At 65.4% G+C, this 19,387-nt stretch carries 11 protein-coding genes; 10 read left to right on the top strand and 1 reads right to left on the bottom strand.

What is annotated here, in order from left to right; translation table 11 throughout:
* Nucleotides 1-48 precede the first annotated feature (48 nt).
* From GXP39_10065 to GXP39_10020, 10 genes are all read left to right on the top strand, one after another.
* The gene (locus tag GXP39_10065) at nt 49-1,800 is read left to right on the top strand and encodes a bifunctional sulfate adenylyltransferase/adenylylsulfate kinase (protein NOZ28380.1); all 1,752 of its coding nucleotides are present in this window, start codon (nt 49-51) and stop codon (nt 1,798-1,800) included.
* Between the two features lie 341 nt (nt 1,801-2,141).
* Nucleotides 2,142-3,365 carry an exonuclease SbcCD subunit D gene (locus tag GXP39_10060; protein ID NOZ28379.1) on the top strand — a complete coding sequence of 408 codons (1,224 nt, stop codon included), beginning with the start codon at nt 2,142-2,144 and terminating at the stop codon, nt 3,363-3,365.
* A gap of 30 nt (nt 3,366-3,395) precedes the next feature.
* Entirely contained in the window at nt 3,396-5,714 is a 2,319-nt protein-coding gene (locus GXP39_10055; protein NOZ28378.1) for a hypothetical protein, read from the top strand.
* A gap of 118 nt (nt 5,715-5,832) precedes the next feature.
* Nucleotides 5,833-7,323 (top strand): LCP family protein, encoded by a 1,491-nt coding sequence (locus GXP39_10050; GenBank protein NOZ28377.1) that lies wholly within the window; start codon nt 5,833-5,835, stop codon nt 7,321-7,323.
* A gap of 165 nt (nt 7,324-7,488) precedes the next feature.
* Nucleotides 7,489-8,760 (top strand): glucose dehydrogenase, encoded by a 1,272-nt coding sequence (locus GXP39_10045; protein ID NOZ28376.1) that lies wholly within the window; start codon nt 7,489-7,491, stop codon nt 8,758-8,760.
* 297 nt (nt 8,761-9,057) lie between these two features.
* Entirely contained in the window at nt 9,058-9,363 is a 306-nt protein-coding gene (locus GXP39_10040) for an antibiotic biosynthesis monooxygenase (protein ID NOZ28375.1), read from the top strand.
* Between the two features lie 93 nt (nt 9,364-9,456).
* The gene (locus GXP39_10035) at nt 9,457-10,635 is read left to right on the top strand and encodes an iron-containing alcohol dehydrogenase (GenBank protein ID NOZ28374.1); all 1,179 of its coding nucleotides are present in this window, start codon (nt 9,457-9,459) and stop codon (nt 10,633-10,635) included.
* A gap of 96 nt (nt 10,636-10,731) precedes the next feature.
* Nucleotides 10,732-13,653, top strand: coding sequence for a family 78 glycoside hydrolase catalytic domain (locus GXP39_10030; protein ID NOZ28373.1), 2,922 nt, complete (start codon nt 10,732-10,734; stop codon nt 13,651-13,653).
* A gap of 87 nt (nt 13,654-13,740) precedes the next feature.
* Complete coding sequence (locus GXP39_10025; protein ID NOZ28372.1) at nt 13,741-16,449, top strand: beta-glucosidase; 2,709 nt, start codon at nt 13,741-13,743, stop codon at nt 16,447-16,449.
* Nucleotides 16,450-16,686: 237 nt separating this feature from the next.
* The gene (locus GXP39_10020; protein NOZ28371.1) at nt 16,687-17,061 is read left to right on the top strand and encodes a single-stranded DNA-binding protein; all 375 of its coding nucleotides are present in this window, start codon (nt 16,687-16,689) and stop codon (nt 17,059-17,061) included.
* A gap of 163 nt (nt 17,062-17,224) precedes the next feature.
* On the opposite strand, the gene GXP39_10015 is transcribed toward GXP39_10020, so the two are convergent.
* Nucleotides 17,225-18,499, bottom strand: a complete 1,275-nt coding sequence (locus GXP39_10015; protein NOZ28370.1) for a molybdopterin molybdotransferase MoeA — start codon at nt 18,497-18,499, stop codon at nt 17,225-17,227.
* Between the last annotated feature and the right edge of the window lie 888 nt (nt 18,500-19,387).

Here is a 19,387-nt window from a genome sequence, read left to right as displayed (position 1 = left end):
GAAGCCTCCGCACACCATGATCTCTTTGCATCCTATGGAGGGTCGTCATTGAGTACAGGAAGCACGAAAGCGACAACCGTTTCTCAAACATCTACCTTGATCCCACCCTACGGCGGTGAGCTGGTAAACCTGCTGGTCCCCGCCGAAGAAGCAGACGAGCTGAAGGCTTACGCCAGCCATCTGCCTTCCATCCAGATCTCCGAGCGCTCGGTATGTGACCTGGAGCTTTTGGCTGTCGGAGCGTTCTCCCCCCTGGATCGCTTCATGGGGCGAGAGGATCACCAACGAGTTCTGGACGAGATGCGCCTCACCAGCGGGCATCTCTTCCCCATCCCCATCACGCTGCCCGTAAAGCCCGATTCCAACATCCACCTGGACCAGGAGATCGCTCTGCGCAACGCGAAGAACGAGCTCCTGGCGGTGATGACCATCGAGGAGATCTACGAGTGGGATCGGGAGGAGGTGGCCCAAAAGGTTTTCGGCACCCTGGATCTGCGCCACCCGCTGGTGGCGGAGATGAATCGGTGGGGCTCGCTGAACATCTCCGGCCGTCTGCGGGTCCTACAACTGCCGCGCCACTATGACTTTCAGGACCTGCGACTGACGCCCGCGCAGACTCGTGCCCGACTGGAGGAGATGGGCCGAACCAACGTGGTCGCCTTCCAGACCCGCAACCCGCTCCACCGGGTGCACGAGGAGCTGACCAAGCGGGCGATCGAGGAGGTGGACGGCGTCCTGCTCCTGCATCCGGTGGTGGGCATGACCAAGCCGGGCGACGTGGACCATTACACTCGCGTGCGAACCTACAAGGCGCTGGCCCAGCGATACTTCTCGCCCGACCGGATCCTGCTGGCGTTGTTGCCGCTGGCCATGCGACTGGCAGGCCCGCGAGAGGCGCTCTGGCACGCGCTGATCCGACGCAACTACGGCGCCAACTACCTGATCGTGGGGAGGGATCACGCCAGCCCGGGCAAGGACTCCACCGGCAAGCCCTTCTACGGCCCCTACGATGCTCAGGAGCTGGTCCGGCAACACAGCGAGGAGCTGGGCGTGGGCGTGGTCTCCTTCCAGGAGTTGGTCTACCTTCCCGACGAGGACCGCTACGAAGAGGTCTCCCGGGTGCCGGCCGACGCCCGCACGGCCTCGATCTCCGGCACCCAGGTGCGAGAGGAGTACCTGAACAACGGGCGCAAGCTGCCCGATTGGTTCACCCGGCCGGAGGTGGCCGAGATCCTCTCCGAGGCCTATCCCCCTCGCCACCGTCAGGGGGTGTGCATCTGGTTCACCGGGCTGAGCGGAGCGGGCAAGTCCACGACGGCCGAGATCCTGACCGTCCTCCTGCTGGAGCACGGCCGTCAGGTAACGCTGCTGGACGGCGACGTGGTGCGCACGCATCTGTCCAAAGGGCTCGGCTTCAGCAAGGAAGACCGGGACACCAACATCCGACGCATCGGATTCGTCGCCTCGGAGATCGTGCGACACGGCGGGATAGCCGTGTGCGCGGCAGTGAGCCCCTATCGGGCCACACGCAACGAGGTGCGCAACATGGTCGGCCGCGACCGGTTCATCGAGGTGTTCGTGGACACGCCCCTGGAGGTGTGCGAGCAGCGAGATGCCAAGGGCATGTACGCCAAGGCCCGGCGGGGCGAGATCAAAGGCTTCACGGGGATCGACGATCCCTACGAGCCGCCCAGGCATCCGGAGATCCGCCTGGATACGGTGAATCACACCGCCGAGGAGAACGCCCGCATGATCCTGGACTACCTGATCCAGCGGGGCTTCGTGCGAGCGGAGGACTGAGCCCTACCCGGTGCGGCCGGGACCAAGGGACAGGGAGGCCATCGTCTCAGGTGAGACGATGGCCTTTCTGTCTATCCCCTCCCGGGCAAGGTCACGCCCTGTCTTCTCCCTCCCAGCGCCTTCGCACTCGGCCACAAAGAAGCCGTATATGCAAAGTCGGCCCCATGGGACACGGCCAGATATCGTGCCCGTGTGCGCCTTCCCGGTCTCCCCCCAGTACACGACGTGGCCAAACGTGCCCTACCTTGAGTGAGAATTCATCATCGCCGGAACAAAAATTACCCCACCACGGCGCAGCATCCCTTGCGCCATCGCGCGCCATGGTGTAGAATAGTAGCATGATAAAGTTGCTACATTTTGCCGACCTCCACCTGGGCATGGAGAACTACGGCCGGCTGGATCCCCAGACCGGCCTGTCCACCCGGCTGGTCGACTTCCTGCGTGTCTTCGATCATCTCGTCGAGTTCGCGGAGGCGGAAGCCGTCGACCTGGTGATCTTCGCGGGGGACGCGTTCAAGACCAGGGATCCCTCCCCCACGTATCAGCGGGAGTTCGCCCGACGCATCCACCGCCTCGCCCGGGAGCTGGGCATCCCCACCTTCCTGCTGGTGGGCAATCACGACCTCCCCAACGCCGCCAGCCGTGCCCACGCCATCGAGATCTTCGACACCCTGGAGGTGGAAAACGTCCTGGTGGCCCGACGACCTGACACGTACCGCGTGGACACGAAGAACGGGCCGGTGCAGATCGTCGCGCTGCCGTGGGTCACCCGCAGCGCGCTGCTCACACGAGACGAGTACAAGAACCTGAACCTGGAAGAGATCCACCAGCTCATGCTGGATAAGCTCGACCGGGCCCTCCTCAGGGACGGGGGGCTGGTGAGCCGGCTGGACCCGGCGCTGCCCACGGTCCTGGTGGCGCACGGCACGGTCCACGGCGCCGTCTACGGCAGCGAGCGCAGCGTCATGCTGGGGCGTGATCTGGTGCTGCCCCTCAGCCTGGTACGCCATCAAGCGTTCGATTACGTCGCCCTGGGGCACATCCACAAACACCAATGCCTGTGCGACGACCCGCCGGTGGTCTACTCCGGGAGCTTGGAGCGGATCGACTTCGGCGAGGCATCCGAGCGAAAAGGGTTTATCCTGGTCGAGCTGGAAAAGGGGCATGCGGACTGGCGCTTCGTCCCCGTGAACGCCCGACGGTTCATCGCCATCGACGTGCGAGCCGATGGAGAGGATCCCACTCAACAGGTGTTGAACGCCATCGCTCAACACCCCATCGACGACGCCATCGTACGTCTGACGATCCACACCACGGCGGAGGTGGAGGCACGGCTGGACGACGCGGCCATCCGGCAGGCGCTGGCGCCGGCGTTCTACGTGGCCGCCATCTCCCGAGAGGTGAAACGTCCCTCGCGACTGCGATTGGGGAGTCAGGAATCCATCGAAACGCTGACCCCCCGTGAGATATTGGAACGCTATCTGATCGCCCGGCAAACTCCACCCGAACGCATCGAACAGCTTCTCCGCTACGCAGACGAGATCCTGGAGCTCGCCGACGAGTGAGCTTGCCCACCCGGCACCGGAGGACGCACCATGGCACTGCCCACACGGATAACGGCCGTTGAGATCAGTGCGGAGCGAGATCATCCGGTCTACCACGCTCGCGCCGTGGAGCCTGAAGCGAACACGCCCCAGGCCCGGGCCCGTGGCAACCTGTACATCCTCTTGAACCTCCACGGTGCCGGAACCGGCCAGGCCCGCCTCTCCCGCCAGATGTTGAACACGATCCAGGCCCTCTACTACGAGCAGACGACCGGCTCCGTGACCTACAGCCTGACCCAGGCGATCCTCGCGGCCCATGAAGCGCTGCGACACGCCAACACCACCTCGCAGGCGACATGGCGGGGAAGCGTGGCCTGCCTGATCATCCGCGGCCGCGATCTCTTCCTGGGACACGCCGGCCCCGTCGTCTCCTTCGTCGCCCACCCGGACACCGTCGATCAGTTCCCCGCCTGGATCCCGGAGGACGAGGTCTACCTGGGCGATGAGGCCCCGCCCGATGTGGAGTTCTTCCACACCCAACTGCGAGGCGACACCGCCGTGCTTCTGGCCGACGCCGGATGGCTCCAGCGCGTCTCCGCCCGAGAGATGGCGGCCATCGTAGCCGCATCCGACCAGGAGGCCGGCATCCGTTACCTCCGGGAGGTCGCCCAGGAGACCGGCCTGGCCAGCATCCTCATCGCCATTGAGGCGGAGCCGGAGGCCTGGTCCCATATCCCTGGGATCGAGGCGCAGCCCCGTCGCCCGCCCACGTCGGCGGTCCCGCCCACCTCCGCCCCGGCTGAGCCCGAAATGCCCCCCGACGTGGAGGGACAGCCCACCCGATCGGCCCCAACGTCCCATCGCACCCCGCCGCATATCCCGCGCTCGGTCACGCGCCCGCCGCGGTCCGTCCCCGTGCGCGAGGAGCCGATAGAGACCGCGCAGGAGCCGCAAGCGCCCCATCCCGCCTGGGAGCCGGCCGTCGAGGAAGAGCCCTGGCCAGAGGAGGCCACGGAGGAGGAGCTTCTGGAGGAGGAGTTCTGGGAGGAGGTACCCTCCGCAGAGGCCGAGCCTCCTTCCAGGCCAGCTTGGAGATTTTCCCTGCCCCGCATTCGGCTGACGCGACGCCCCCCTCCAGAGAGGCGGGAGGAGCGTCCAGCGAAGGCGGCCCCCTCCCGGCCACAGCCCGGCTCCTCGAAATGGGCGCTGTTCGTCGCCATCGCCATCCCGATCCTGATCGCCCTCCTGGTAGGAGCTGCATACTGGCAGCGAGGGGTCACGCGAGCGCAGAAGCTCCAGGAGCTGCTGGATGAAGCGAAATCCCAACTGACGTTGGCGAGCACGACGACCGATCCGGCCCAGGCCCAGGCAGCGCTCATCGAAGCGGAAACCCTGCTGGATCAGGCGGAGCTGCTGCAGCCGACACATCCGGATATCCAGCAACTACGGATAAACATCCAGGAGCAGCGAGATCGCATCGAACAGGTAGAGATGTTATATCTCACGCTCACCCTTAAGGAATTCGGAGAGGGGAGGCGTGACCCTGGCCGGGTGGTCGTCAGCGGCGACAACGTGTTCATCTTGGACCGGGGGCTGGATCGGGTCGACCACTATCGCCTGAGCAGCGAGCGCGATGGGCTGGAAGAGGTCGACGCGGGGCCGCTGCTGAGCAAGGGCCAGAACCTGGGTGAAGCTATCGTCGGCGAGATGGTGGACATGGTGTGGGTCCCGGCGGGAGACGGTCGCAACGTCAGCGCCCTTCTCATCCTGGATGCCGACGGGAACCTGTGGCAGTGGATGGAGAACCTGGGCCTTACCCGCATCGAGTTCAACACAAAGCCCCTGCGCTATCCGCAAAAGCTGGGAACCTATTTCGGGCGCCTCTACCTGATGGACACACAGGCCAATGCCATCTGGCGATACATCCCCACCACCAACGGTTACGCCAACGAACCGGAGCCCTACTTCGCCGAGGAGTTCACGGGCAGCATCGACCTCGGCGGGGCCGTGGACTTCAGCATCGACGGCAACATCTGGATCCTATTCGCCGATGGGCGGGTGCTCAAATTCTTCCAGGGCCAGCAACAGCCGTTCTCCTTCTCCGGGTTCCCGGGTCGCCTGCAGGCGCCAGCGGCCCTGGTCGCCGGGCGCAATGAGGGCACCACCACGGAGCGACTTTACATCGGCGACGCTCGCACCGGACGCATCATCGAGTTCGGGAAGGACGGCCGATTCATCCGGCAAATGCGTCCCACCAGGGACGCGCTCCAGTTCCAGGATATGCGAAGCCTGTTCGTCGACGAGACCGAGAGGGCCTTCTACATCCTGACCGGCAAGGGGCTGTACAAAGCGCCCATACCACCCGAATAGCCCTCACGCACACCCACATCGCAACCCCTCCACATCAGGCCACGCGGGCTCGAAAAACCTGTGATCGCCGGCGATTTACTGGCCCGGGCGATCCTCCTGTGTTATAATCTCTGCCGATATGGGAAACGAGCGAGACGTCCCCGATTTGCATACGATCCACAATGCTCAACCGCCTGACCAGCGGCCAACCCCGCCGTGGGTTGGGGTCGTGTTGGGCTGTCTGCTTATCGCCTTCGCGCTGGTCTTCGCCTACTCAGGCTATCGGCTCTATCGATGGACGCGGTCCGCCGTCGCCAGCGTGCCGAAGAGCGCCGTGCCCCTCATCACCGCCGTGGCCGCCCAGTCCACCACCACCGCCGACGAGGTCACGCCGGAGCCCTCCCCGACCGTGGCTCCCACCCCGACCGTCCGGCCCTGGCACCCTCGAAGCGGCGAACGGGTGAACATCCTGCTCCTGGGCGTGGATAAACGCCCCAGCGAGGCGGGTCCCACGCGCACGGACACCATGATCGTCGTCACCCTGGACCCGACCACCGGGCAGGTCGGCATGCTCTCCATCCCCCGGGACCTGTGGGTGCGCATCCCGGAGTACGATATCTTCGCCAAGATCAACACCGCCCACGTGATCGGGGAGGCCAGGGGATATCCCGGAGGCGGCCCCGCGCTGGCCAAACGCACGGTCAGCGACCTGATCGGCTATCCGATCCATTATTACGTCAAGATCAACTTCGACGGGTTCCGACGCCTCATCGATCTCATCGGCGGCGTGGACATCTATGTGCCACAGGACATCAACGATCCGACCTTCCCGGACGACAACTACGGGTACGACCCCCTCTTCATCCCGGCGGGGCAGCATCACATGGACGGCGAACTGGCCCTGAAATACGCCCGCACCCGTCACGTGGACGATGACTATGGGCGGGCGCGCCGACAACAACAGGTGCTCCTGGCCATCAAGGAGCAGCTGCTGCGAACCGATAAGCTGCCCTCCCTGATCATGCGCCTGCCACAGCTCGCCCGGACCTTCGCGGGCAGCGTGGAGACGGACATCCCTCTGGATAAGATCGCCGCCCTGGCCAACCTGACGCGACACCTGGATCTGGACAACGTGAAGCAGGTGGTGATCGATCGCAGCCTGGGCGAGGAACGAAACGATCCGGAGATCGGCTATGTGCTGATCCCAGATCGGGACGCGATCCGCCCCCTGATGGACGATCTGTTCGGGGGTGGCATCCCGGTGGCCTCCCCGCACACGGCCTCGGCCTCGCCCAAGATGGCCGAAGTCCTGGAGGATAGCGCGCTGAAAGCGGAGAGCGCACGCATCGCCGTCCTGGACGGGACCGGACGTCCGGAGAGGGCAGCTCGCGTGGCTGATCAGCTGAGGGCGTATGGCCTCCAGATCACCCACACAGGAGAGGCGGACCGCTCCACATACCCTCGTACAGTGGTGCGCGTCTTCGTCCGCAAACCTCGCACCCTATCCCTCCTACAATCCATCCTGGGCTCCACCGAGGTCCAAGACTTGAGCAAGACGGTCTCCATGCCGCCCTGGGACATCGAGATCGTGCTCGGGGAAGAGGCGCTCCCGATCATCGAGACCCAATAGCACGCGAGCAGACCTATCCGGCACGAGCCCTTCGGATCGTCCTGGGCGAGCCCCGATGTTCCCCTTCCCTCACGGCATTCAGGCCCCCTCCCCCACTCTGCGCCGGTCAAACGGGCGATCGCCCAGCCAGCTCCCGTCCGAAGATCCCAACGTAAGGAGTACCCTATGAACCGAACTCGCTATCCCGTTTATATCCATGGCCTGATCCTGGTCGGCCTGCTCCTCCTGGTCAACGCGTGCAGGTCCGAGAAGCCAGCCCCTTCACCTACCGCCGCCCCGCCGACGGCCACGTCGATTCCCACGGCCACGCCGCAGCCCCAGACTCTCGAACCGCAAGCCCAGCCCCCGGAATCCCAGCCCACGAGGCCCCCTTCCATCGCATTGGAGCCGGCGTTCAGCGGCTTCCGACAGCCCGTGTACCTCACCCACGCCGGAGACCCCGCCCGGGTTTACGTGGTGGAAAGGGCCGGGCGCATCCGGGTCGTCGAGGGCGGCGAGGTACTCCCCACCCCCTTCCTCGACATCACCGACCGGGTGGGCTCCGGCGGAGCGGAACAGGGGCTGCTCAGCGTCGCCTTCCCGCCGGACTTCGCGACCACGGGGCTCTTTTACGTCAACTACACGGATCGCCGGGGGGACACCGTCATCGCCCGCTACCGGGCTCCCAACGGCGACCCACGGCGGGCCGATCCCGCCAGCGAGCAGATCATCCTCCAGATCGACCAGCCGGCGCGGAACCACAACGGCGGCCAGCTTCAGTTCGGCCCGGATGGATACCTCTACATCGGCACAGGAGATGGGGGGCGCGGCGGAGATCCGTGGGGGAACGCCCAGAACCTCGGCGTGCTCCTGGGTAAGATGTTGCGAATCGACGTAGCCGGGGTGGAGACGTACGCGATCCCCGCCGACAACCCCTTCGTCGACCGGCCGGGAGCCCGCCCCGAGATCTGGGCGCTGGGGCTGCGGAACCCGTGGCGGTTCTCCTTTGACCGGGCCACCGGCGACCTGTACATCGCCGACGTCGGCCAGAACCGCTATGAGGAGGTGGACGTCCAGCCGGCGAACAGCCCGGGCGGCGAGAACTACGGCTGGGACATCATGGAGGGAGCCCATTGCTTCGAGCCGGAGACCGGATGCGAGACGGAGGGGCTGGTGCTTCCGGTGGTCGAGTACGACCACACGCTGGGATGCTCCATCACGGGCGGCTATGTGTATCGCGGGAGCCGATACCCCGCGCTCGTCGGCGTGTACCTGTTCGGGGACTTCTGCACCGGGCGGATCTGGGGCCTCTTGCAAAGCCCGGCGGGCACATGGGAGATGACAGAGCTCCTCCAGAGCGGCTTGCAGATCAGCACCTTCGGCGAGGACGCGGAGGGAGAACTCTACGTCGTCCACTATGGCGATGGCTCCATCTATCGCATCGTGGCCGCTCCGTGACCGGAGAGGTCGCCCTCCGACGACGGCCCCGGCTGGCGAAGGCCGCGGTGAATTAAGATGAACTCCCCGAGGCAGGCGGAGTCCCCATGCTCCGCCCGCCTCGGCTCCCACGTCGCCGCCGCTTGTTTCACCCCGTAGCGCGCCTGGAATTCCCCACGAGGCCCTAAAGGAGCCCCCTGGAGCCACCCCAGGGGCGAGAGTAGCCCCGTTTGCATCAAACGTTTGCGGCCATCCTCACAGGATGGTAGAATGCGAGCACAGGGCGATTCGGCATCTCAGCATGTAAGGAGGGCTACCATGTATGTCGTCTGCGTCACCGTCTGGGTGAAACCGGAATACGTGGATCAGTTCATCGAGGCCACGAAGGACAACCACCTCAACACCCGCCAGGAGCCAGGGAATGTCCGTTTCGACGTGCTGCAGGCGGAGGATGAGCCCACCCGCTTCTTCCTATACGAGGTCTACCGAACGAAGGAGGACTTCGCACGCCACCAACAGACCCCACACTACCTGAGGTGGCGAGAGACCGTCGCCGATTGGATGGCGCAGCCCAGGCAGGGCGTTCGCCATTACAGCCTGTTCCCTCCCGATGATGCGTGGTGACGCCTACAGAGGACAGAAGACGAGGGGCGAGAGGCGACGAGGGGCAACGGCCGTCCCTCGTCTTTCATCCAACATACCTGCAGAGGAGGGGCGATGAAGTTCGAGTTCTACACAGCCAACCGCATCATCTATGGGCGTGATGAGTTCGATCGCATCGGGGAGATCGCCGCCGGATTCGGCCGCAAGGCGATGGTCGTGCACGGCGGCGAATTCCTGCGAACCGGGAAGATCATCGACCGGCTGGCCGCACACCTGGACGCCCACGGGATCGGCCGGGCGTATTACAGGGTGAAGGGGGAGCCCCAGATTTCCACCGTCGACGAGGCGCTGGAGGAGGCTCGCTCGGCGGGCTGCGACATGGTCATCGGCCTGGGCGGGGGCAGCGTCATCGACACGGCCAAGGCCACGGCGGGCCTGCTCACCAACGGCGGCTCCGCCCTCGACTACATGGAGGTGATCGGGCAGGGGAAGCCGCTCACGAAGCCGGCCGCTCCCCTGATCGCCGTCCCCACCACGGCCGGGACCGGCTCCGAGGTCACGCGCAACGCCGTCATCGCCTACAAGGAGAAGCACTTCAAGGCGAGCATGCGCAGCCCATACCTCATCCCTCGCGTGGCACTGGTCGACCCGGCCCTGACGCACAGCATGCCCCCGGAGGTCACGGCCAGCACCGGGCTGGACGCGCTGACCCAGGTGATCGAGCCGTACGTGTCCAATCGGGCGCAGCCCCTGACGGACGGCATGGCGCTCACCGGGATCCGGCTGATCGCCCGATCGCTGCGGCGGGCGTACGAGAACGGGGACGACGCCGACGCACGCGACGAGATGTCCCTGGCGGCGCTCATGGGAGGCATCTGCCTGGCGAACGCGGGCCTGGGCGCCGTGCACGGGTTCGCCTCGCCCCTGGGAGCCCGCTTCCCCATACCGCACGGAGTGGTCTGCGCCGCCCTGCTGCCTCACGTCATGGCCGCCAACGTGGCCACGCTGCGCAGGCAAGACCCCAACAGCCCCGTGTTAACCCGCTACGCCGACGTCGGGCAGGCCCTGCTCGGGCGACGGCTCTCCACGGAGGACGCCACCATCGACGCGGGCATCACCTTTGTGGAAGAGCTGGTGCGGGCCCTGAAGATACCGAAGCTCTCCGAATTCGGCATGACCGAGGAGGACATCCCGGACCTCGTCCAGCAGGCGAAGAGGGCCAGCTCGATGCGGTATAACCCGGTGTCCCTCTCCGACGAGACGCTGGCCGATATCCTGCGCCGCGCGCTGTAACACACGTGAGAAGTCGCATACAGCCCCGACCCCGTCCGAATGACGTGAGAGCGGAGCGGGGCCGCCCTGGTTCACACGCACGAGGAGGCTTACCACATGAGCTCGGCCCCTTCTCTTCTGGTCACGAATTTACGCTGCGAGTACAAGGTGAATCCTCTGGGCATCGACGTCACGCGGCCCCGCCTCAGCTGGCAGATCGAGGCCCCGGGACGCAATGTGATCCAGGCCGCCTATCAGATCCGGGTGGCCCCCAGCGCGGACGCGCTGACCTCCGGGGAGGATCTACTGTGGGACTCGGGCAAAGTCGCATCCGAGGAATCCATCCATCGCGTCTACGAGGGTCCCTCCCTGCGATCGGGGCAGCGCTGCTACTGGCAAGTGCGCGTCTGGGACCGGGATGACCGCCCCTCCGATTGGAGCGAGCCGGCCTTCTGGGAGATGGGCCTGCTGAGCCCGGAGGACTGGCAGGCCAAGTGGATCGAGCCCGATCTGGACGAGGATACCTCCATCCCTCAGCCCTGCCCTATGCTCCGTACGGCGTTCACGGTGAACGGCGCCGTGAAATCGGCCCGAGCGTACGTCACCAGCCTGGGCCTGTACGAGATGGAGCTGAACGGCCGGCGGGTGGGGGACCAGCTCTTCACACCCGGCTGGACCAGCTACCACAAGCGACTGCAGTACCAGACCTACGATGTGACCGAATACCTGCAACCGGGCGAGAACGCGATCGGCGTCACCCTGGGCGACGGCTGGTACCGGGGCTACCTCGCCTTCGAGGGCAAACGGAACACCTACGGGGAAAAGCTGGCGCTGCTGCTGCAGATCCGGATCGTTTATGAGGACGGCCGCGTGGAGATGGTATGCTCGGACGAGAGCTGGAAGTCGTCGACCGGCCCCATCCGCATGTCGGACATCTATAAGGGCGAGATCTACGACGCTCGTCTGGAGAAGCCGGGATGGAGCCAGGCCGGGTACGACGACAGCACCTGGTCGGGCGTGCGGGTCGTCGAACACAGCAAGGAGATCCTGGTCGCCCCGGCGGGTCCTCCCGTGCGCAGGATCCAGGAGATCCGGCCGGTCGAGATCATCCGGACGCCGGCGGGGGAGCTGGTCTTCGACATGGGGCAGAACATGGTCGGCTGGGTGCGCCTGAGCGTCCACGGCGATCCGGGCACGGTGATCACCCTCCGCCACGCCGAAGTGCTCGATCAAGAGGGCAATCTGTATACCGAGAACCTGCGCTCGGCCGACCAGACGGATCGGTACATCCTGAAAGGGGAGGGGGAGGAGACCTTCGAGCCGCATTTCACCTTCCACGGATTCCGCTACGTGGCGGTGGAGGGTTATCCCGGCGAACCCACCCTCGACGATCTGACCGGCATCGTGATCCACTCCGACATCACCCCGACGGGCCATTTCGAATGCTCCCATCCCCTGATCAACCAACTCCAGCACAACATCGTGTGGGGACAGAAGGGGAACTTCCTCGACGTGCCCACCGACTGCCCGCAACGAGATGAGCGACTGGGCTGGACCGGGGATGCCCAGGTCTTCGCCCGAACGGCCTGCTTCAACATGGACGTGGCCGCCTTCTTCACCAAATGGCTACGGGACCTGGCGCTCGATCAGCGGGAGGATGGGAACGTGCCCTGGGTGATCCCCAACGCGCTGGGGCCCGCCAACGCCGGATCGGCCGCCTGGGGCGACGCGGCCGCCATCGTCCCCTGGACGATCTACCTCTGCTACGGCGACCGACGCATCCTGGAGTCCCAGTACGAGAGCATGAAGGCGTGGGTGGAGTACATCCGGGCGCAGGCGGGAGATGAGTACCTCTGGAACACGGGCTTCCATTTCGGCGACTGGCTATCCGTCACCTCTCCCGACGCCAGGTGGCCCAACGCGGCCACGGATTTCGACCTCATCGCCACCGCCTACTTCGCTTACTCCACCAGCATCGTACAGCGCACGGCCCAGATCCTGGGCAAGGAGGAGGACGCCCGGGAGTACGCAGACCTCCTGGCCAAGATCAGGCAGGCGTTCCGAGAGGAATTCGTCACCGGGCGGGGACGCCTCTCTCCCAACACGCAGACCGCCTACGTGCTGGCGCTGGCGTTCGACCTGCTATCGGAGGAGCAACGTCCCGAGGCCGCACGCCGGCTGGTGGAGGACATCCGCAGACGGGACAACCACCTGTCCACGGGCTTTGTGGGGACCTCCTATCTGTGCCATGTGCTCAGCCGGATGGGATACCTGGACGTCGCCTACACGCTGTTGAACCAGGAGACCTACCCCTCCTGGCTGTACGCGCTGCAGTGGGGCGCCACGACGATCTGGGAGCGGTGGGACGGGATCAAACCGAATGGGGAGTTCCAGGATCCCAGCATGAACTCCTTTAACCACTACGCCTTCGGCGCCATCGGCCACTGGCTATACAGCGTGGTCGCCGGCATCGACGTGGACCCCGACCGCCCCGGCTACAAGCATATCCGGATCCAGCCCCACCCGGGCGGCGGCCTCACCCACGCCCGGGCCACATTGCACTCCATGTACGGCCCTATCGAGTCCTCCTGGGAGCTCACCGAGGATCGCTTCCACCTGTCGGTGTCGATCCCGGCTAACACCCACGCCACGGTGCGCTTGCCCCATGCGATCCTGGAGCAGGTGACCGAGAGCGGGCGCCCGCTTCGCGAGGCCGAAGGGATCACCAGGGCCAAGCAGACACAGGATGCCGTCCTGGTCGAGATAGGATCCGGGCGATACGACTTCGTATATGAGGCCAGCGCGCTGAGAGAGGCGGCAAAAGAGGCCGCCCAGCTCAGCATTCACAGCCCACTACGAGAGCTGCTCGCCGACGAGCGGGCCAGGAAGATCCTGGCCAAATACGTATCCGACGCGATCGACACGGCGCCGCTGGAACAGATCATGGACCTATCCCTCGCCCAGCTGGCGGATTATGCGCCGCGAGCGCTGACGGACGAGGTATTGCAAGCCATTGAGGCCGAGCTAATACAACGGTGACTCGCGGCGATCCCCGCTCGCCGCGAGCGCCTGGAATCCATCTATAAAGCGAAGGAGGCTTCCATGTCCGACCAACCATCGCAGCCCATGGAAGAGCGCATCGAAGCACTGCTGAGCCAGATGACGTTGGAGGAAAAGGTCTCCATGACCGCCGGCTCCGACATGTGGCACAGCACCGGGGTCGAGCGGCTGGGCATCCCGCCGTTCAAGATGACGGACGGCCCCAACGGTGCCCGGGGCAGCCAGTGGCAAGGCGGCCTCACGTCGGCGTGTTTCCCGGCCGGCGTCTCCCTGGCGGCCACATGGAACCCGGAGCTGATCCACCGTGTGGGCGTGGCCCTGGGTGAGGAGACGAGGACGAAAAGCGCCCATATGCTCCTGGCCCCCACGGTGAACATCCATCGCTCCCCTCTGGGCGGCCGCAACTTCGAGTGCTACTCCGAGGATCCCTACCTCACGTCCCGCATCGCCGTGAGCTACATCAAGGGCGTGCAGAGCCAGGGCGTGAGCGCGTGCATCAAGCACTTCGTATGCAACGACTCGGAGTTCGAGCGCCTGTCGATCAGCTCTGAGGTGCGCGAGCGGGCGCTGCGTGAGATCTACCTGATCCCGTTCGAGGCGGCGGTCAAGGAGGCCGACGTATGGGCGATCATGGGCGCATACAACCGGCTGAACGGCACGCACTGCTGCGAGCACCCCTACCTGCTGAGTGAGATCCTGAAGGGGGAGTGGGAGTTCCAGGGGGTCGTGGTCTCCGACTGGACCGCCACGAAGAGCACGGTGGAGTCCGCCAACGCCGGGCTCGACCTGGAGATGCCCGGCCCGGCCCGATTCCTGGGCAAGAAGCTGCTCCAGCCTGTCCAGGACGGGCTGGTCAGCGAGGAGATCATCGACGACAAGGTCCGGCGTCTGCTGCGCATCATCCTGAAGACGGGGGCCATGGATCACCCGGAGGAGCCGGAAAAGGCCGTGGATAAGCCGGAGCACCGGGCCCTCATCCGGGAGGCGGCGGGCGAGGGGATCGTGCTGCTGAAGAACGAAGGCGACGTGTTGCCACTGGACGAGGGCAAGATCAAGACCATCGCCGTCATCGGGCCGAACGCCAGGGTCGCACAGATCATGGGCGGCGGCAGCGCTCAGGTCAACCCGCACTACGCCGTCTCGCCGCTCGAGGGCATTCGGAACCGATGCGGGGACGCGATCCAGGTCCGGTACGAGCAGGGCTGCACCAACCACAAGGGCACGCCGCTCCTGGAGGCCGACTGGCTCACGCCAGCCGAGGGACAGGGGCCGGGGTTGACCTGCGAGTACTACAACACCCCCGACCTGTCTGGCGAGCCCGTCCTCACGCAGGTGACCCGAAATCTGCGCTTCTTCTGGATCGGGGAGTTCGCGCCGGGAGTGAACCCCGGCCAGTTCTCCGCCCGGCTGCGCGGCACGCTCACGGTGCCGGAGACGGGCACATACACGTTCAGCCTGGTCAGCGCCGGCCTGAGCCGACTCTACATCGACGGCCGGGAGGTCGTGGACAACTGGACGGAGCAAACGCCCGGCGAGGCCTTCTTCGGGGCGGGCAGCCAGGAGAAGAAGGGGGAGATCGAGCTGACGGCCGGGCAGGCATACGAGATCGAGATCCGATACACCAAGGGGAACGCCATGTTGGGCGGCCTGATCGTCGGCTGCCAGCCCCCCGTCATCGGCGACCCGATCGAGCGGGCGACGCAGCTCGCCGCCGAGTCGGATGTGGCGTTGCTGTTCATCGGCACCAACGGCGACTGGGAGAGTGAGGGGTTCGATCGCACGGACATGGAGCTGCCCGGCCGCCAGGCGGAGCTGGTGGAACGGGTGGCCGCGGCCAATCCCAACACCATCGTCGTCCTGCAGACCGGCGCACCGGTCACCATGGGGTGGCTGGACAAGGTGCCGGCCGTGCTCGAGGCGTGGTTCCCCGGCCAGGAGTGCGGCAACGCCATCGCCGATGTGTTGTTCGGCGACGTGAACCCCTCCGGCAAGCTGCCGACGACCTTCCCCAAGCGGCTGGAGGACAACCCCGCCTACATCAACTACCCGGGCGAGCGCGGCCAGGTCTTCTACGGCGAGGGCATCTTCGTCGGCTACCGATATTATGACAAGAAGAAGATCGAGCCGCTATTCCCCTTCGGCCACGGGCTCTCCTACACCACCTTCGCCTACAGCAACCTGCGGATCGATCCCGCCGAGACGAGCGAGGAGGTCCGGGTCTCCGTGGACGTCCAGAACACGGGCTCGCGTGCGGGCAAGGAGGTGGTGCAGCTCTACGTCCGGGACGTGGAGGCCAGCGTACTGCGGCCGGAGAAGGAGCTCCGGGGATTCCAGAAGGTCGCGCTGGAGCCTGGTGAGGCGAAGACGGTGACGTTCACGCTGGATGCCAGGGCGCTGGCGTTCTACGATCCCCAGCAAAAGGCGTGGGTGACGGAGGCGGGCGAGTTCGAGGTGCTGGTCGGGAGCTCGTCCCGTGATATCCGGGTCCAGGGCTCGTTCGCCTGGAAGGAGACGACCACACAGCCGATCGGAGGCCCGACCGGGGAGGTGCCCGCTCCCGAACTCAGTATCCGCAGCAAGCTCAGGGATCTGCTCGCCGACGAGCGGGCCAGGGCCATCCTGGAGAAGCACTTCGGCGACAGGCTCAACGCGCCGCAGGTCGGCTCCGCGATGCAATTCTCGCTGGAGGAGCTCGCCAACTTCGTCCCGCACCTCTTGACAGAGGAAAAGCTGAAGGCCATCGATGAGGACCTGGCCAAGCTACGGGGAGGCTGATTCCCCTCTCCCAAGTCCGACTTTTGGGGGACAGAGGGCGCTGCCCTCCGTCACCCTCTCAATGTGCTTCCAGGGAACATCCCGGGCGATGGAAACCAGCGGGCGGAGCATAGGAGCTCCGCCCGTTGTTGCCCCGGGCCCGTGATCCCCTCCTTGTGAGCCGCATGTGACCGCGATCCGGCACACTGTCGGCAGCACGGCGACCACCGTAATGCCATTCGCATGAGGAGGGGCACCATGCCAGCGCTGAACAGAGTCCAGCTCATCGGCCGATTGGGACACGATCCGGACGTGCGCACCACGCCCAACGGTCGCAAAGTCGCTCAGTTCAACATCGCCGTCAACCGCACGTGGACGGGAAGCGACGGAGAACGCCGCGAGGCCACCGACTGGTTCACCGTCGAGGCATGGGGTAAGCTGGGCGATATCTGCGAGCAGTACCTGAGCAAAGGCCGGCTGGTCTACGTGGAGGGACGCCTGCAGATCGACCGCTGGGAGGACGACAAAGGCGAGACGCGCTCACGGGCCAAGATCGTGGCCCAGGACATGCAGATGCTAGACCGCCCCGGGGAGGCATCCGATGCGGAGGCCGCAGCGGCCTCTCAAGCCTGAGATCCTCGAGCGGCGGGCCGCGATGCACACGCACAAGGCCGGAGATGATCTCCGGCCTTGTCGCATTCCACGGAAAGGAGCCGCCGGGCACACTCTCTCATGGGTGCTGCCGGGGCAGGGGTGATTCATGAATCATCCCTGCCCACAGACGGACAACGACGATCTATCGCTCTGGGTTGTCGAACAGCAGGACCCGAACCGACGATCCGGCCGGTAGATGATCGGCGTCCTCGGGGATGATGGCCAGCCCATCCGCCTTCACCATGGAGAGCAGGATACCAGAGCCCTGATCGCCGGTCAGGCGGGCATAGCGCGTGCCATCTCGCTCCTCCAGGGTGACCCGCACGTAATGCCGCCGCCCGTCCTTGCGAGAGATCTCGTCCACCAGGATAGCGTCCACGGTCGGCTTATCCAGCCTCGTCCTGCCCAACATGGTGAGGATGGCCGGGCGGGCAAACAGCTCAAAGGAGACCATCGCCGAGACCGGGTTGCCGGGCAGCCCCAACAGCGGCACGCCATGGATGGTGCCGAAGGCCAGCGGTTTGCCCGGCTTCATGCGCACACGCCAGAAGGTGATCTCCCCCTCCGTCGCCAACACCTTCTTGACGACGTCGAAATCGCCCACCGACACACCGCCCGAGGTGAGGAACAGGTCCACGCCCTGCTCCAGGCCGGAGCGGATCTTCGCCGTCAGATCATCGATCGTGTCCCGGGCAATTCCCAGGCGGATCGGGATGCCGCCGTATTTGAGCACCTGCGCCGCGTTGGAATAGCTGTTCGCGTCGCGGATCTTTCCCGGCTGCCACGGGTCCGTCACATCGATGACCTCGTCTCCGGTGGACAGGATGGCCACCCGCGGCCGGCGGTGCACGGCGATGTCCGTGTACCCCAGAGCAGCCAACATCCCGATCTCCTGCGGGCGCAGGACGGCTCCCTTCGTCAACACCACCTGCCCGGCCCGGACGTCCTCGCCAGCAGCCCGCACGTTCTTGTTCGGTGGATAGGCCTTGAAGACCAGGATGTCCTCGCCGTCGGTCTCCACCTCCTCAAACGGCACCACCGCTCCGGTGCCGGGAGGGACGGGTGCCCCCGTCATGATCCGCACCGCCGTGCCCGGCTGAATGGGCTGATCCAACACATAGCCGGCGGCCAGATCAGCGACGACGCGCAACCGGCGCGGGGCCTCCGGCCGGGCATCCTCCGTGTCCTCACAACGCACCGCGTACCCATCCATAGCGGAGTTGGACAGCGGGGGGATATCCATCTCCGCCGCCACATCCTCGGCCAGGACGCGCCCCAAAGCCTCCAGGATCGGCACCCGCTCCGTATCCAGAGGTCGAAAATGGCTCAGGAAACGATCGATGGCTTCTTCCACACCCAGCATCGGATACAGGTCATGCTCTCGACGCATCTTCCCTCCCTTCCTGTCATCCACCATCGCGGCAGCGTACCCAGTTGCAGGGCTGCGCCCCACAAATCCCTGTTGCATCGCTCTGCAAGGGGTAGGTAAGAATGGATCGACGGCGACAACGGCGTCCTTCCCCATGCCCACGTCCAGCGTGGCGCTACCGATTATGATCTCCCATCCGCCAAAGGTCAAATCGACGAGGCTCGTCACGCGGCCTCTCAGGATCGTGTTTCGTAACCTTCCGGGCGTTTTCGCATCCAAGTACTTGGTGCCGTAAGCCGCCCGATGTGGTGTAGGAGTGTGTCTGAGAGCGTGTCTGAAAATTTACCGGCAAGATGTCCAAGGGGGCTTCCTCAACGACCAGTTCCACAGGGGAAGGTGTGGAGGGGTCTTCCCCTCTACGAAAACCCCGCTTTTCCGGCCTGTACCTGCCTTTCTCGGCCCTTCCCGAAGGACCCAGGCCGAGGCCAGGCAGGTCGAAGGCCGTGCCCCATTGGTATCAACTTAAGCGATATGGAAGCGTGGCCCCGCATCTCTGGGGTGGATCGGAGGGACGGCAGCCCCTCCTTCTGGTTTGGCCCTATGGGTAGCGAAGGGCAGTGCCCTTCGCTACCCATACCAAGATACAGGAGGATGCCATAAAAGAGGCCAAACTCCAGGGAGGGGCGGCAGCCCCTCCGAAGAGCTCTATTTTCAGGCCCTCACCTGCCCCGTGGGGCCGGAGGCCACCGGCCAAAGCCCCAACCAGGCAGATAAAAGGCGAGAAAAAGCGTTTCTCTGCGGAGAGGCTTCCCCTCGCCCCTCCCCTTTCAGGTGCGACCGCCCGGGGAGGGAAAAAGCGACAGGCGAGGGCCTCGCCCATGCCGTTAAGCGAATAGGGCAAGCGGCCGCTCGCCCCTACCCTCTAGCGGTATTTCC

It is taken from the genome of Chloroflexota bacterium (assembly GCA_013152435.1).
In the GTDB taxonomy this organism is placed as follows: domain Bacteria; phylum Chloroflexota; class Anaerolineae; order DUEN01; family DUEN01; genus DUEN01.
This window is presented reverse-complemented; position numbering and strand designations above follow the sequence as displayed.